11 protein-coding genes are annotated in these 14,830 nt (G+C 71.5%); 6 read left to right on the forward strand and 5 right to left on the reverse strand.

Going from position 1 to position 14,830, the window contains the following annotated elements:
• Positions 1-41 precede the first annotated feature (41 nt).
• Positions 42-1,085 carry an Rv2578c family radical SAM protein gene (locus ACZ7M7_RS12190; protein WP_472115375.1) on the reverse strand — a complete coding sequence of 348 codons (1,044 nt, stop codon included), beginning with the start codon at positions 1,083-1,085 and terminating at the stop codon, positions 42-44.
• A 192-nt stretch (positions 1,086-1,277) separates the two neighbouring features.
• Here ACZ7M7_RS12190 and ACZ7M7_RS12195 point away from each other — a divergent pair, with 192 nt between their 5' ends.
• The 4 genes from ACZ7M7_RS12195 to ACZ7M7_RS12210 all read left to right on the forward strand — a co-directional run bounded on the left by ACZ7M7_RS12195 (position 1,278) and on the right by ACZ7M7_RS12210 (position 7,791).
• Complete coding sequence (locus tag ACZ7M7_RS12195; protein ID WP_328878225.1) at positions 1,278-1,721, forward strand: SRPBCC family protein; 444 nt, start codon at positions 1,278-1,280, stop codon at positions 1,719-1,721.
• A 147-nt stretch (positions 1,722-1,868) separates the two neighbouring features.
• The gene (locus ACZ7M7_RS12200; protein WP_472115378.1) at positions 1,869-4,253 is read left to right on the forward strand and encodes an MFS transporter; all 2,385 of its coding nucleotides are present in this window, start codon (positions 1,869-1,871) and stop codon (positions 4,251-4,253) included.
• A 186-nt stretch (positions 4,254-4,439) separates the two neighbouring features.
• On the forward strand, positions 4,440-6,914 hold the full coding sequence (locus tag ACZ7M7_RS12205; RefSeq protein WP_472115381.1) for a SpoIIE family protein phosphatase: 2,475 nt from the start codon (positions 4,440-4,442) through the stop codon (positions 6,912-6,914).
• Positions 6,915-7,065: 151 nt separating this feature from the next.
• The gene (locus ACZ7M7_RS12210) at positions 7,066-7,791 is read left to right on the forward strand and encodes a class I SAM-dependent methyltransferase (protein WP_472115384.1); all 726 of its coding nucleotides are present in this window, start codon (positions 7,066-7,068) and stop codon (positions 7,789-7,791) included.
• 46 nt (positions 7,792-7,837) lie between these two features.
• Here ACZ7M7_RS12210 and ACZ7M7_RS12215 read toward each other — a convergent pair whose 3' ends face one another.
• From ACZ7M7_RS12215 to ACZ7M7_RS12225, 3 genes are all read right to left on the reverse strand, one after another.
• Positions 7,838-10,378, reverse strand: coding sequence for an immunoglobulin I-set domain protein (locus ACZ7M7_RS12215; protein ID WP_472115387.1), 2,541 nt, complete (start codon positions 10,376-10,378; stop codon positions 7,838-7,840).
• A 23-nt stretch (positions 10,379-10,401) separates the two neighbouring features.
• Positions 10,402-10,941 (reverse strand): hypothetical protein, encoded by a 540-nt coding sequence (locus tag ACZ7M7_RS12220; protein WP_472115390.1) that lies wholly within the window; start codon positions 10,939-10,941, stop codon positions 10,402-10,404.
• Positions 10,942-11,108: 167 nt separating this feature from the next.
• Complete coding sequence (locus ACZ7M7_RS12225) at positions 11,109-11,381, reverse strand: hypothetical protein (protein WP_472116686.1); 273 nt, start codon at positions 11,379-11,381, stop codon at positions 11,109-11,111.
• Positions 11,382-11,438: 57 nt separating this feature from the next.
• Between ACZ7M7_RS12225 and ACZ7M7_RS12230 the strand changes: the two genes are divergently transcribed.
• The gene (locus tag ACZ7M7_RS12230) at positions 11,439-12,425 is read left to right on the forward strand and encodes a heme/hemin ABC transporter substrate-binding protein (RefSeq protein ID WP_472116628.1); all 987 of its coding nucleotides are present in this window, start codon (positions 11,439-11,441) and stop codon (positions 12,423-12,425) included.
• 182 nt (positions 12,426-12,607) lie between these two features.
• Positions 12,608-14,401 carry an FAD-binding dehydrogenase gene (locus ACZ7M7_RS12235; RefSeq protein WP_472115393.1) on the forward strand — a complete coding sequence of 598 codons (1,794 nt, stop codon included), beginning with the start codon at positions 12,608-12,610 and terminating at the stop codon, positions 14,399-14,401.
• A gap of 10 nt (positions 14,402-14,411) precedes the next feature.
• Here the strand turns inward: ACZ7M7_RS12235 and ACZ7M7_RS12240 are convergent, their stop codons facing one another.
• A complete protein-coding gene (locus ACZ7M7_RS12240) occupies positions 14,412-14,828 on the reverse strand; it encodes a universal stress protein (protein WP_472115396.1) in 417 nt (138 codons plus the stop codon).
• Positions 14,829-14,830: the final 2 nt, after the last annotated feature.

Here is a 14,830-nt window from a genome sequence, read left to right on the forward strand (position 1 = left end):
CTATTGGGCCGAGAGATGCGCCCCAATGCCCGCCGAAGCTCTCAGATCAGCGAGAGCTGGGTCGGCTCGGACGCCGTGTGCTCGGCGGGGGCCGGCTCCGGCTCGCGGATCCGCCGGGGCATCCCCGCGCGCGTGGGGCCTATCCCGTACTCCTGCGCCAGGTCGTGCACCTGACGGGTGACCCGGCGCTGGTACCACTTCGGCGCGTAGGCGCCGGCCGCGTACAGCCGCTCGTACCGGCGCACCAGATATGGATGCTCGCGGCCGAGCCAGGCCATGAACCACTCGCGTGCCCCGGGCCGCAGATGCAGTACCAGGGGCGTGACCGAGGTGGCCCCGGAGGCGGCGATCGCGCGCACGGTGGCCCGCAGTTGGGCCGGGCTGTCGCTCAGGAACGGGATCACCGGCGCCATCAGCACGCCGCACCCGAGTCCGTGTTCGGTCAGGGTCCGGACGACGTCCAGGCGGCGTTCGGGGGCGGGCGTGCCCGGCTCCACGGTGCGCCACAGCTCGGGGTCGGTGAAGCCGACCGAGACGGAGACGCCGACCTCCGTCACCTCGGCGGACTGCTTCAGCAGCTCCAGGTCGCGCAGGATCAGCGTGCCCTTGGTGAGGATCGAGTACGGGTTGGCATGGTCGCGCAGGGCGGCGAGGATCCCCGGCATCAGGCGGTAGCGGCCCTCCGCGCGCTGGTAGCAGTCGACGTTCGTGCCCATCGCTATGTGGTCGCCCTGCCAGCGGCGCGAGCCGAGCTGGCGGCGCAGCAGCTCCGGCGCGTTCACCTTGACCACGATCTGGGAGTCGAAGCCGAGGCCCGTGTCCAGGTCCAGATAGCTGTGGGTCTTGCGGGCGAAGCAGTACACGCACGCGTGCGAGCAGCCTCGATAGGGGTTGACCGTCCACTCGAAGGGCATGCGCGAGGCGCCCGGCACCCGGTTGAGGATCGAGCGGGCCCGGATCTCGTGGAACGTGATCCCGGCGAACTCGGGCGTGTCGAAGGTACGGGTGACCACCGCGTCCGCGCCGAACAGCGCGGAGTCGGCACGGCTGTGGTCGGACTCCAGGGTGAGGTTCTCCCAGCGCATGAGGCCTCCTCGGTAGCACTGGCCCCAGAATAGAACACATGTTCCCTTGATCGTGCGACCTATCCCCGGGCTTCGTTTTCGATCACTGTGCGATCGGTTCGGAGAGCTGAGCGGGACCCCGATTTGGGCGGTCCGGCAGCGGGGTGGTTGGCTTGCTCCAATCCCCGAGAATTCAGGTCCTGGAGGAAGTCAATGGCGCAGGTCGAGGCCACTACGGAGCGGGTCGTCGCGGCGGACGCGGAGAAGGTGTTCGACGCCCTCGCCGACTACAGCGGCACGCGGCAGAAGCTGCTGCCCGGGCACTTCAGCGAGTACGAGGTGCGCGAGGGCGGCGACGGCGAGGGCACCCTCGTCCACTGGAAGCTCCAAGCCACTAGCAAGCGTGTGCGCGACTGCCTCCTGGAGGTCAGTGAGCCCACCGACGGCGAGCTCGTCGAGAAGGACCGCAACTCCTCCATGGTCACCACCTGGCGGGTCACCCCGGCCGGTGAGGGCAAGTCCCTCGTCGTCGTCACCACCACCTGGCAGGGCGCGGGCGGCATCGGCGGCTTCTTCGAGAAGACCTTCGCGCCCAAGGGCCTCGGCCGGATCTACGACGAGCTGCTCGCCAAGCTCGCCACCGAGGTCGAGAAGTAAGTCCCAGGTGTCCGGGGGCCCTTGGCCCCCTCACCGGATCGAGTGGATCTCCGCCGTGTCCGGGACTGTGCCGTAACTCGCCGTGCTTGCTCGTAGTTGTCGCTCTCATGCGGGAAATGTGAGCAGGTACGGCGAGGGGAGCGGTACGTGGGCGGCACGACTCTGGTGCAGGACGAAACCGTCACCGCACCACCTCCACAGGCTCCGCCCCAAGGCGCCGAGGCCCAACTGAGCCCGCGCCGGGTGCGCTTGGTCTTCTTCGCACTGATGCTCGCGCTGCTGCTGGCCGCGCTGGAGCAGATGATCGTCGCCACCGCGCTGCCGAAGATCGTCGGCGAGCTGCACGGCCTGGACAAGATGTCCTGGGCGATCACCGCCTACCTGCTCACGGCCACCGTCGGACTGCCGATCTACGGCAAGCTCGGCGACCTCCTCGGCCGCAAGGGCGTCTTCCAGTTCGCGATCGTCGTCTTCGTCGTCGGCTCCGCGCTCGCCGGGCGCGCCGAGACCATGGACCAGCTCATCGCCTACCGCGCGGTCCAGGGCGTCGGCGCGGGCGGCCTCATGATCGGCGTCCAGGCGATCATCGCGGACATCGTGCCGGCCAGGGAGCGCGGCCGCTTCATGGGCCTGATCGGCGCCGCGTTCGGCCTCGCCTCGGTCGCCGGCCCCCTGCTGGGCGGCTACTTCACGGACCACGTCTCCTGGCGCTGGTGCTTCTACATCAACGTCCCCTTCGGCCTCGTCACCCTGGCCGTCGTGGCCGTCGTCCTGAAGCTGCCGAAGCCGAAGGCCAGGGCCCGGCTGGACGTCCTCGGCTCCGTGTTGCTGGCCACCGCCTCCACCTGCCTGGTCCTGCTGACCAGTTGGGGCGGCATCGAGTACGCCTGGGACTCCCGCGTCATCCTCGGCCTCGCCGGGGGAGCGGCCCTCGCCACGGTTCTCTTCGTCGTCGCCGAGCACTTCGCCGCCGAACCCCTCATCCCGCTGCGGCTGTTCAGGGACTCCGTCTTCAACGTGACCGGCCTGGTCGGCCTGGTGATCGGCGTCGCCCTGTTCGGCGCCGCCAGCTATCTGCCGACCTACCTGCAGATGGTCGACGGGGCCACGGCCACCGAGTCGGGCCTGCTGATGCTGCCGATGATGGGCGGTATCGTCGGCGCCTCGATCGTGTGCGGCCAACTCATCAGCCTCACCGGCCGCTACAAGATCTACACCGTGCTCGGCGGCGCCCTCTCGGCCGTCGGCATGTGGCTGCTGTCCCGCCTCGAAGTCGACACGCCCCGGCTGCACTACAGCCTCTGGATGGCGGTGCTCGGCGCCGGCATCGGCATGGTGATGCCGGTCCTGATCCTCGCCGTGCAGAACTCCGTGCGCCCCGCCGACCTCGGCACCGCCACCAGCGCCAACAACTACTTCCGGCAGATCGGCGGCAGCGTCGGCGCTGCCATCTTCGGCACCCTCTTCGCCGACCGGCTCGCCGACGCCCTGGCCGAACGGCTCCCCACGCGCGCGGGCGCCGAGCTGCCCGACCCCGAGTCGATCACCCCGCAGCTCGTCCACACCCTGCCCCCGGCGCTGCGCGACGACTACATCCAGGCCTACGCCGACGCCATGCCGAGGATCTTCCTCTACCTCGTACCGGTGCTCGTGCTGGGCCTGCTCATCGCCTTCTTCCTCAAGGAGAAACCGCTGGTGTCCCACGACGCCCAGGCCCCGGAGACGGAATCGGCGCCGGTGAACGCCCCGATCCCGCCCGCCCGTTCGCAGTACGCCGCCGCAGGTCCCGTCCGCGGCCTGGTGCAGCATCCCGACGGGACCGTCGTACCGCGCGCGGCACTCACGCTCATCGACATCGGCGGGCAGCAGGTCGGGCGCGGCGCGAGCGGCGTCGACGGGCGGTACGGGCTGGCGACACCGGGGCCCGGGTCGTACGTCATGATCGCCGCGGCGGGCGGCCACCAGCCGCAGGCCGTCACCGTGACCGTCGGCGAGCGCCCCGTCGACCTGGACATCGTCCTGGGCGGCGCCGGACGCCTCGCCGGGAGGGTGCTCACCCCGGACGGCACGCCCGTGGACGCCACGGTCACGCTCACCAACGTGCAGGGCGAGGTCGTGGCCACCACCCGCAGCGGACGCGAGGGCGGCTACGTCATCACCGAACTCGTCGCCGGCGAGTACACCCTCGCAGCGAGCGCGTCGGCCTTCCGTCCGGCTGCCGTCCCCGTCACCGTCAAGGCGGCCCGCGAGACGCGCCAGGACATCGAACTCGCCGGCGGCGCCCTGCTGCGGGGCACCGTGCGGGCAGGCGGGGGGCGCCCCGTCGAGGACGCGCGCGTGACGCTGCTCGACGCCGTCGGCAACGTCATGGACACGCTCACCACGGGCCCCGACGGGACCTTCCGGTTCGTCGACCTGTCCACCGGCGAGTACACCGTCATCGCCACGGGTTACCCGCCGGTCGCCACCGTGCTCCAGGTCGCCGGCGGAGGCCGTACGGAACGCGATCTTCAGCTCGGGCACGAGGACTGATCAGGCGCACCGGCACATGGGTTGTGCTGCGGGGACGCGGCGAGGGTGGGCCTTTCGGCCCCTGCGCGGGCCGTCTTGATCTCGTCATATCAATTCCCCTATTGCTGCACATCACTTCGGCCCGGAGCCGTACGGTGGTGTGGGCGCGCAGATCTTGCGGAGCCGTGGGGAGAGAGGGCCTGGGCCATGGACCGTGGCACCGAGAGGGACGGCGCGGTGACGGAACACGCCGCGTCCGGACGGATCCCACTGGCCGTGGTCGTCGTCGACCGCGAGGGCCTCGTCTCGCACTGGAGCTCCGGCGCACGCCGTCTGTTCGGCGCCGCCAAGGAGGAGGCGATCGGACGCGCGGCCGTCGATCTGCTGCCCGTCTCCGGCGCGCTGCCCGAGGACGACGACGTCTCGCTGTACGGCGCCTACTCGGCCTACGACGGTCTCGGCCACGATCTGGAGACCTCCCTCGACGGGCGGCTGTACTACCCGGCCGCGGGCCGCGCCCGCCTCACCGTGCCCGAGCGAAGCGAGATGGGGGTCCCCCCGCCCGAAGGGTGGGGGAGCGACCGAGTCGACGTCCTGTGGTGGGCCTACCCGCTGGTGGGACCCGGCCCGGAGCGGCTGCTCGTGCTGGGCGCCGACGTGGGCCGGCTCCAGCAGGAGGCCCAGGAGGAGGACACCGGCTACGAGCGCGTCGCACCCGGATTCGCCCTGCACACCGACTTCCCCGGCGCCGAGGAACTCGCCCGCAGGCTCCCCGAGATCCTGCCCAGCATGAGCGTCGAGGAGAGCGCCCGTATCGTCGGCCAGATCCTCGAACTGGGCTATCCGGTACTGGAGTTCAGCCAGAACGACCGGGTGCCCGTCACCCCCGACTGGGGCGTGCCCCGGCGTGTCGAGCGCAGGGCGCGCCGCGAGCGGGCCGCCCGGGCCGCCGCTCAGGGCCTGCCGTTACCGCAGGAGTACACCGACGAGGCAGAGGACCTCGAGTACACCGCCGTACGCGAACGTCTGGAGTTCCTCAACGAGGTCAGCGGCCGCATCGGCACGTCCCTCGACCTGTCCCGGACCATTGTCGAGGTCAGCAAGGCCGTCGTGCCCCGCTTCACCGACGTAGCCGGCACCTATCTGCGCGAACAGGTCGTCGCCGGCGAGGGATTCCCCGAAGGCGCACCGGACACGACCACCATGTGGCACCGGGTCGCCCTCGAGCACACCGACGAACCCGGCCGCTGGGAGGACGTCGTGCCGGTCGGCGAGGCCATGCCCTTCCCGGCGCACACGCCGTTCTTCCAGTGCATGACTTCCGGCGACCCCGTGCTCGTGCCGCGCATCAGCGAGCAGCTGGGGCACGCCATCGCCTCGCAGTTCGAGAAGCGGGACATCCGGCCGCTCATCACGGGCCGCTCCATGCTGGTCGTGCCGCTCAAGGCACGCGACGTGGTGCTCGGCTTCATGATCCTGCTGCGCCACCCCGAGCGCGTCGAGTTCAACGACATGGACCGGGTCACCGGCGCCGAACTCGCCGCCCGCGCGGGCCTCGTGCTCGACAACGCGCGCATGTACACGTACCAGGAGAGCGTCGCCGAGACCCTCCAGGACAGCATGCTGCCGCACATCCCGCCGCGCATGGCGGGCTGCGACATCGCCACCCGCTATCTGCCGGGCACTCTCCTCGGCCGGGTCGGCGGCGACTGGTTCGACTCCGTCAAACTGCCCGGCGCACGCACCGCCCTGGTCGTCGGCGACGTCATGGGGCACGGCCTCAACTCGGCCGCCATGATGGGCCAGTTGCGTACGGCCGTGCAGACCATGGCCGCCCTCGATCTGCCGCCCGCCCAGCTGCTGCGCAACCTCGACGACCTCGCCCAGCGCCTCGGCGACACCTACCTCGCGACCTGCCTGTACGCCGTCTACGACCCGATCGCCGGCGAGCTCCACATCGCCAACGCCGGCCACATCCCGCCCGTCCTGGTCCGCGCCGAGAACGGGCACAGCGAGCTGCTCGACCTGCCCACGGGCGCGCCGATCGGCGTCGGAGGGGTGCCCTTCGAGGCGGTACGCGTGCGCGTGCGGCCCGGCGACCGGATCGTGATGTGCACCGACGGACTGGTCGAGGTGCGCGGTGAAGACATCGGTGTCGGGCTCGCGACGCTGTGCGAGTCCGCCGCCCACCCGGCCGCGTCCATGGACGACGCCTGCGACACGATCATCCGCGCCCTCAACACACGCGGCGGCCGCAAGGACGACGTCGCCCTGCTGATGGCCCGCCTCAACGGCATCGAGCCGGAGGACGTCGCCGAATGGCGGCTCGCCCTCGACCCGGCGGAGGTCGGCCGGGCCCGCGCCGTCGTCCGTGAACAGCTGCACGACTGGGGCCTGTCGCGCCTCGCCGACAGCGCCGAGCAGCTGGTCAGCGAGCTCGTCACCAACGCCGTACGGCACTCCCACAGCCGCCCCGTCGAGCTGCGGCTCGTGCGCGGTGAGACGCTGCTGTGCGAGGTGGACGACGACGACCACGAGCTGCCGACGCTGCTCAACGCCGGTCCGGACGACGAGACCGGACGCGGGCTGCGTGTGGTGAGCGTGCTCGCCCGCGAGTGGGGCACCAGCCGTACGAGCGCCGGAAAGGCCGTCTGGTTCGAACTCACACTCCCGCGACGCTGACCCTCGCGCCCGGGGCGTACGACGGCGCACGAGTCTCGAATGCGGAGTGAAGGAATGCGCCACGCGCTTGTAGCCGTCACCGGGCCGCGATAGACCGGTCTCGCCCGTCACTTGACGACGGGTCGGCGTCGCAACCTGGGGAGCTGGGCAGATGAGCGTGACGAGTCGATACCGTCAGGCCTGGGAGGGCTTCTGGCGTGAAGCGAGCGATGAACAGGGCGCGGTGTTCTGGGACGCCGAGCCTGCCCTGACCGCCGGCCGCCACCTGGCCCTCTTCGAGGCGCACCTGACCGATCCGGGCCTGGCGTTGGTGGACCTTGGCTGCGGCAACGGCACTCAGACGCGGTTCCTCGCCGAACGCTTCCCGCGCGTCCTCGGCGTCGAGCTGTCCGCCGCCGCCCTGGACCACGCCCGGCGGGCCGACCCTGCCGGACAGGCGACGTACCGGCTGTTCGACGCGGTGGAGAAGGCCGAGGCCGAGACGCTGCACGCGGAACTCGGCGACGCCAACATCTATATGCGGGGCGTGCTGCATCAGGCCGAGCCCGACGACCGGCAGCTGATGGTGAACGGGATCGCCACGCTGGTCGGCGAGCGTGGCCGGGCCTTCCTCGTCGAACTCTCCGAGTCCGCGAAGCCGATCCTCATGGGCCTCGCGCAGAGTCCGTCCGGCCCGCCGCCCAAGCTCGCGCCGATCTTCCGGCACGGCATCGCCCCCGGAGAGGTTGCCGACGCCTCCGTGCCCGAGTATCTGCGCGCGGCCGGGCTCAGCGTCCTCGCGAGCGGCGAACTGCCGCTGATCACCACGGAGTACGGGCCCGACGGCGCGCGGATCGAGCTGCCGTCGAAGTGGGTGGTGGCGGGCCGGACGGTGTGACGGGCCTGCCGGCGGGCGGGGCACGGTGACCCCGCCCGCCGTGTCGTCAGGCGGCCTTGCGTCCCCTGCGACAGGCCCCCCAGCCGGCGGCGAGCAGCGCGGCCGCGAGCGCGGCGACGGAGAGCACGCTCACGCCGGTGGAGGCGAGGCTGCCGCCCGCGGTCGAGGTGCCGGTGCCGCCGGAGCCGCCGCCCGTGGTGGACGTCGTACCCGTGCCGCCGCCGGTGCTGCCGCCCGTCGTGCTCGTGCCGGAGCCGCTGTTCCCGCCCGGGCTGTCGTCGTCGGTGTCCACCGGGTCCTGCCCGACGAAGCCGACCGGGACCCTGACGTCCTGGGAGCGGTCGCCGGAGAGGGTGTGGTCGTTGCGGGTGGCCAGGACGCAGGTGGCCTTGAAGCAGTCGGTGTACTCGTCCTTGGCGTCGACGGTCAGCTCGACCTCGAAGGTGCCGCCCGCTCCGTACGGGATCGCCAGGTCCTCGCCGTAGTCCGGCGGGTCGGAGGAGATCCACGCGGAGGAGTGCGAGCCGCCGGTCATGTCGACGCCGCCGATGCAGGGCGTGGGCAGTTCGCCGTCGCCGTTGTCGACGCACAGGGCGACGTAGATGCCCTTCCTCGGGTCGTATCCGGAGCCGGTGACCTTCAGGGTCTGGTTCTCGGTGGCGAGGTTGTTGACCGGGGTGACGGTGAGCTTCTGGCCGTTGGGGCCGGTGACGGTGCTGGTGCCGGAGGGCTCTGTGTTCCCGCCACCGTCGTTGCCCCCGTCGCCTCCGTTGCCCCCGTCGCCGGGCTCCGTGACCGTGAGGGTGATCGGTGAAGTGCGGGTGGTGCCGGCCGGGTTGGTGAACTCGGCGCGGTAGCGGTAGCCGTCCTGCGCGGCTTTCGCGGTGAAGGAGTACGCGTTCTGTGTCGCGCCCTCGACCGCCGACCAGGTCTGGCCGCCGTCCGGGCTGACCTGCCAGCGGACGGTGGGCTCCGGGGCACCCTCGGCGGCGGCGACGAAGGTGACCTTGGCGCCGGGCGCGACGGACTGGTCGGTGGGGGACTGCACGACCTTCGGGGAGACCCGGCGGTCGAGCTTGACGACCTTGCTCTCGGCCTGGTTCGTGACGTAGACGGACGTGGCGCCGGGGGTCACGGCGACGCCCGCGTAGGCGCCGGCGCGGCTGCCGGGCAGGGCGACGGGCTCGGCCGCCTGCTCGGCGGTCGAGCTGTCGTGGATCTCCAGGGCGCCGACGTTGTCCGCGCCGTCCTCGGCGGTGCCCCAGTCCTCGCGCAGGACGAAGGCCTCGCCGGTGGTCCTGTCGAAGGCCATGGCCGTGGCCCGGTCCTTGCCGGTCAGCTTGGCCAGGGGCCTGCCGTCCTTGTCGAGGACGAGCACGTCGTACGAGCTGCCCACCCACACATTGCCGGTCGCCGGGTCCGTCTCGACGAAGTACACGTCGGCGGAAGGGAGTTCGACGGTGGCGGTGACCGCGAGGGTGCCGGTGTCGATGCGGTACAGCTTTCCGCCCGCGGAGTCGGCCGACCAGGCGGTGCCGCGCGCGGCGTCCACCCCGAGGATGCCGCCGCCCTCCAGGGTGGCCGTCTTCCCGACCTTGCCGGTGGCGGTCTCGACCTCGGAGAGGACGGCGCCCTGGGCGACGAGCGTCGTGGTCGCCTCGGTCCCGGGACCGACGCCGGTGACCGAGCCGCCGGTCAGCCAGACGCCCTTCGCGGCCGTGTCGCCGTCCTTCGCGGTGCCGATGCCACGCAGCGGGTAGTGGAAGACGACGCCGTCGCCGGCCAGCGGGGCGGCGACCCAGCGGACCACACGGGCCGCGAGCGCGCCGGTGGAGCCGGGGGCCTGCTGGACGTGGCTGAGGAGTTTGCCGTCCTTCGGGTCGAGGGCGTAGAGGCCCTGCTCGGCGACGTCCGCGGTGTCGGGGATGTTGTCCGAACCGACGTACAGCTTCCCGGAGTCGGGGTGCAGCAGCAGGTCCAGTGGCCGGCCCGCGGTGGTGAACTCGGCCGCCCGTACGTAGCCGACGGTGCCCGGCGGCACGTCCACACCGTCTCCGCCGTCGCCGGGGACCTGGCCCTCGAAGGTGACGGGGACGCGGACGTCCTGGGAGCGGTCGCCGGGGTTGCGGTGGTCGACGCGGGTGACGACGGAGCAGGTGACCCTGGTGCAGTCGAGGCTCGCGTCCTTGGCCTTGACGCCGATCTCGACGTCGAAGGTGCCGCCCTCGCCCCACGTCACGGCCAGGTCGCCCGCGTAGTCGTCACCCGCGGGGACGATCCACTGCGAGGAACTGCCGGTGCCGGTCTGGTCGGCGCCGCCGAGGCACGGACCGGGGACTCGGTTGTCGCCGTTGTCCTTGCACAGGGCGACGTAGACGGCCTTGGCCGCGTCGTAGCCGGAGCCGGTGACGCGGAGCGTCTCGCCGTCCGGGTCGAGGCCCGCGGAGGCGGAGACGGTGAGTTTCTGGCCGTCCTTGCCGAGAGCGGTCCTCGGGGTGTCGGAGGCCTGTGCGGCGGAGCCGATCGTGATGGCCGTGGCCACGAGCGCGGCGGCGCCCAGGAGCGCCGCCGGTCGTCTGTGCTGCATGGGGGTTTCCTCCCGTCACACCGTCACTGGAAGGTGATCGGGACGTGGACGTCGTACTTGCGGTCCGCGCTGTCGAAGTGGTCCGCGCGTGTCACGACGGCGCACTCGACGTCCTCGCCGCAGACGCTGCCGTCGTCGAGCGTGGCCTTCACGAAGATCTGCACGCTGAAGGTGCCGCCCGTGCCGAACTTGGAGCTGTTGGCGAACATGCCGCCGAAGGTGTTGTTGACCCAGTGCGAGGCACCGGTGGAGCCGCTCTCGTCCTGGCCGCCCAGACACGGGGTGGGCCTGTTCGCGCCCTGCGCCCCGTCGACCACGCACAGGCTGACGTAGACGCCCTGGCCGGTGTTGTAGCCGGAGCCGGAGACGGTGATGACCTGGCCCGCGGCGGCGGCCGTGCCGGGCGCGGTGAGCGACAGGTTGTACGTCGTGCCGCCGTCGGTAACCGTGCGGGTCGAGGTGGCGGCGGAGGCCGAGCCGGCGAGGCCCAGAGTCAGGGCGGCGGAGGCGGCTACGGCCAGCGTGGCGCGGGCGGCCGTACGGGCGGAGGGAACGGGTCTCATGGTCGGCTGTGGGCCCTTCTCGGTGAGGGTGCCTCGGTGTGAGCGAGGAACCCATCGCTTGGTTAGGTAAGGCAAACCTAAGTACTAACGCGGTTTGTTTGTCAACGGGGGCCGGTAGCCCAACTGGCGCTGTGTGCAGTGGATTTGGGTAAGCGATGTGGGCAGCCTTACGAGGCCGCCCGGTACCGGGTGTCCTCGTCGATCGCCACGAGGACGACCTCGCCCGGCTCGAACCCGGCGCCGGTGACGTGCTGTTCGGTTCCTGCGGTGAGCTCGGGGTGGCTGACGGTGGCCGTGGGCGCCGCCGGTCGTGTGGGGTGGCCCGCCGCCGGGTTCTCCGCCTGTTGCTCCCCCTGTTTCTCCTCCGAGGGGTACGGCGTCGGCTGCGGTGTCTCCCCGCCCTCCTGTGCGCCTGCGGTGCCCACCGTCACGTCCAGCACGCCCAGCGCGTCGCCCGCCGCGAACCGGACGCCGCTCCACTCGGCCGGCAGGGCCGCCTGACGGGTGCCTGCGGTAGGGGTGGGGGAGCGTCGGGCGGTTCCGATCCGTCCCCGGCCTCCGTGGCCTCCGCGAGTGAGCGCGCCGTCGCGGCCGAGCGGCAGCTCGCGAAGAACACCCTCGTTCCCCTGGAAGGCGACCCGCCCGCGCCCAAGTTGCCGGTCACCGTCGACTCCTCGGACGGGCGCGAGGGGACCGTCGAGGACGCCTCGAGGATCCTGCCGCTCAACGGCGGTGTCGCGGAGATCGTGTTCACGCTGGGTCTCGGTGACCGGGTCGTCGGCCGGGACGTCACCGCCACCTTCGCGGAGGCGAAGCGGCTCCCGCAGGTCACCAAGGCGCACGATGTCAGCGCTGAGAGCGTGCTGTCGCTGCGGCCCACGGTCGTGCTGGCCGACACCGACACGGGTCCGAAGGAGGCCATCGACCAGATCCGCGACGCCGGCGTCCCGGTCGTCGTACTCGACCCGGCCGGCGAACTCACCGACGTCACCACACGGACCCCCCGCATCGCCGAGGCCCTCGGCGTGCCCGGGGCCGGCAAGGCCCTGGTTGAGCGCATGCGCGGTGAACTCGCCGCGGCGCGGGCCGCCGTGCCCGAGGGCGGCAGGCCCAAGGTCGCCTTCCTCTGCCTGCGCGGCAGCGCCGCCGTCTATCTGATCGGCGGCAAGGGTTCCGGGGCCGACTCGCTGATCGAGGCCGCGGGGGCGGTGGATGCGTGCAAGGAGGCGGGCCTGGACAAGCCGTTCACGCCGATCACCAGCGAGGCGCTGGTGCGGGCCCGGCCCGATGTGATCCTCATGATGACCAAGGGGTTGGAGTCCGTGGGCGGTGTCGACGGCCTCGTGAAGATCCCCGGGATCGGCGAGACGCCTGCGGGGATGGACCGGCGGGTCGTGGACATGGAGGACGGGGTGCTGCTGGGGTACGGGCCCCGGACGCCGCTGGTGATCGACATCCTCGTGGATCGCGTCCATCGGGCTTGAAGGCGGGGGGCAGTTGGGGGCATGAGGGCGCGGGGGGTGGGCGACTTGAAAACATGAGAAAAGTTCACGGTTGCAGCATCTGGCGACCTCGACACCCCCTGGGCTACCGTCGGTAACACCCGCTCTCGCAGCGGCCTCTCGTGTGTCTCCCGCCCCTTGCGCATCTCCCCGGAAGGCAGCCCATGGAGAACTCGTCAACCCCTGCCGCGATCACGCGCCGGCGGGCCCTGACCGTCGCCGGCGGGGTGCTCGCCGGTGCCGCCCTCGCGCAGGCCACGTTCCCGGCCTTCGCGGCCTCGGCCGACTCGTCGGACGCGGACGCCATCGTGGTCGGCCACGGCCTCGCCGGGCTGGTCGCCACGGCCGAACTGGCGGCGGCGGGACGCAAGGTGCTGCTCCTGGACCAGGAGCCGGAGGCCAGTCTCGGCGGGCAGGCGTTCTGGTCCTTCGGCGGACTGTTCCTCGTCGACTCCGCCGAGCAGCGGCTGATGGGCATCAAGGACTCGCACGAGCTGGCCTGGCAGGACTGGCTGGGCACGGCCGGCTTCGACCGCGGGATCCTGGACCCGTCGGGCCAGGACCACTGGGCCTACAAGTGGGCCGAGGCGTATGTGGACTTCGCCTCCGAGGAGAAGCGGTCCTGGCTGGCCGGGCTCGGCATGCAGTGGTTCCCGATCGTCGGCTGGGCCGAGCGGGGCGGCGGCCTCGCGGACGGGCACGGCAACTCGGTCCCGCGCTTCCATGTCACGTGGGGCACCGGACCGGCCGTGGTCGAGCCGTTCGAGAAGAAGGTCCGGGCGGCCGTGAAGGACGGGCTCGTGACCTTCAAGTTCCGCCACAGAGTCGACGAGTTGATCGTCACGGGCGGTGCCGTCACCGGCGTACGCGGCGCCGTCCTGGAGCCGAGCAGCGCCGGGCGCGGCAAGCCCAGCTCCCGTACCGTCGTCGGCGACTTCGAGCTGAACGCCCCCGTCGTGATCGTCACCTCCGGCGGCATCGGCGCCAACCACGACCTGGTGCGCAAGAACTGGCCCGCGCGGCTCGGCACCCCGCCCAAGTCCATGATCACCGGCGTGCCCGCGCACGTGGACGGCAGGATGCTGGCGATCACCGAGAAGGCGGGCGGACGGATCGTCAACCCCGACCGGATGTGGCACTACACGGAGGGCCTGAAGAACTACGACCCGATCTGGCCCGGCCACGGCATCCGCATCCTGCCCGGCCCGTCCTCCATGTGGTTCGACGCCAAGGGCAAGCGCTTCTCCAGCCCCGACATCCCGGGCTACGACACCCTGCACACCCTCAAGTCGATCAGTGACAGCGGCTACGACTACTCCTGGTTCGTCACGACCCAGAAGATCATCGCGAAGGAGTTCGCGCTCTCCGGCTCCGAGCAGAACCCGGATCTGACGGAGAAGAACATCTGGATGCTGCTGTCCCGCATCTGGCAGACGCCGGAGCCGATCGAGCGGTTCAAGGAGAAGGGCGAGGACTTCGTCGTCGCCAAGACCCTGCCCGAACTCGTCACGGGCATGAACAAGCTGACCGGCGACAACCTCATCGAACTCCCGGACCTCAAGCGGCAGATCGAGGCCCGCGACCGCGAGATCGACAACCCCTACACCAAGGACGTCCAGGTCATGGGCATCCGCAACGCGCTCGCCTACCCGGGTGACACGCTCAGCCGGACCGCGTCCGCCCACAAGATCCTGGACACGAGCGCCGGCCCCCTCATCGCCGTGCGCCTCAACATCCTCACCCGCAAGACCCTCGGCGGCCTCCAGACCGACCTCTCCGGCCGCGTCCTGGACGCCTCCGGCACCCCGATCTCCGGTCTGTACGCGGCCGGAGAGGTCGCCGGCTTCGGCGGCGGCGGGGTCCACGGCTACCGCTCCCTGGAGGGCACCTTCCTCGGCGGCTGCCTGTTCTCGGGCCGTGTGGCAGGCAAGGCCGCGGCAGAGGCCACCGCGACCTGAACCCGGCGGGTCACGGCTCGGTGGGCACACACAGGACCGGCGTACGGGACAGATGCAGCAGTTTGTGGGGTGTGGAGCCCAGCAGGGCCCCGCGCAACGGGCTCTCACCCCAGCTGCCGACCACGATGAACCTCGCCCCATGGCGCGTCGCGGCCTCGATCAGCGCCTCGGCGGGCTTCTGGTCGATGACCTCCACGGTGGTCCGCACACCGGCCTCGTCGGCCACCCCGACGGCGTGCGAGAGCGCGGTGCGCCCGGCCTCCTGGACGGCATCGCGGTGCGCGGAGTACTCCTCACCGAGGGCGCCGGGCGCCGCGGCGCCGTAGACCAGCACGAGCGGCTCGCCGAACGCGGCCGACACCTCGATGGCGACGTGCAGTGCGCGGACGGCGCCCGGGGACTCGTCGTATCCGAGAACGACCGACATCT

Source organism: Streptomyces sp. NPDC111606, from assembly GCF_055656945.1.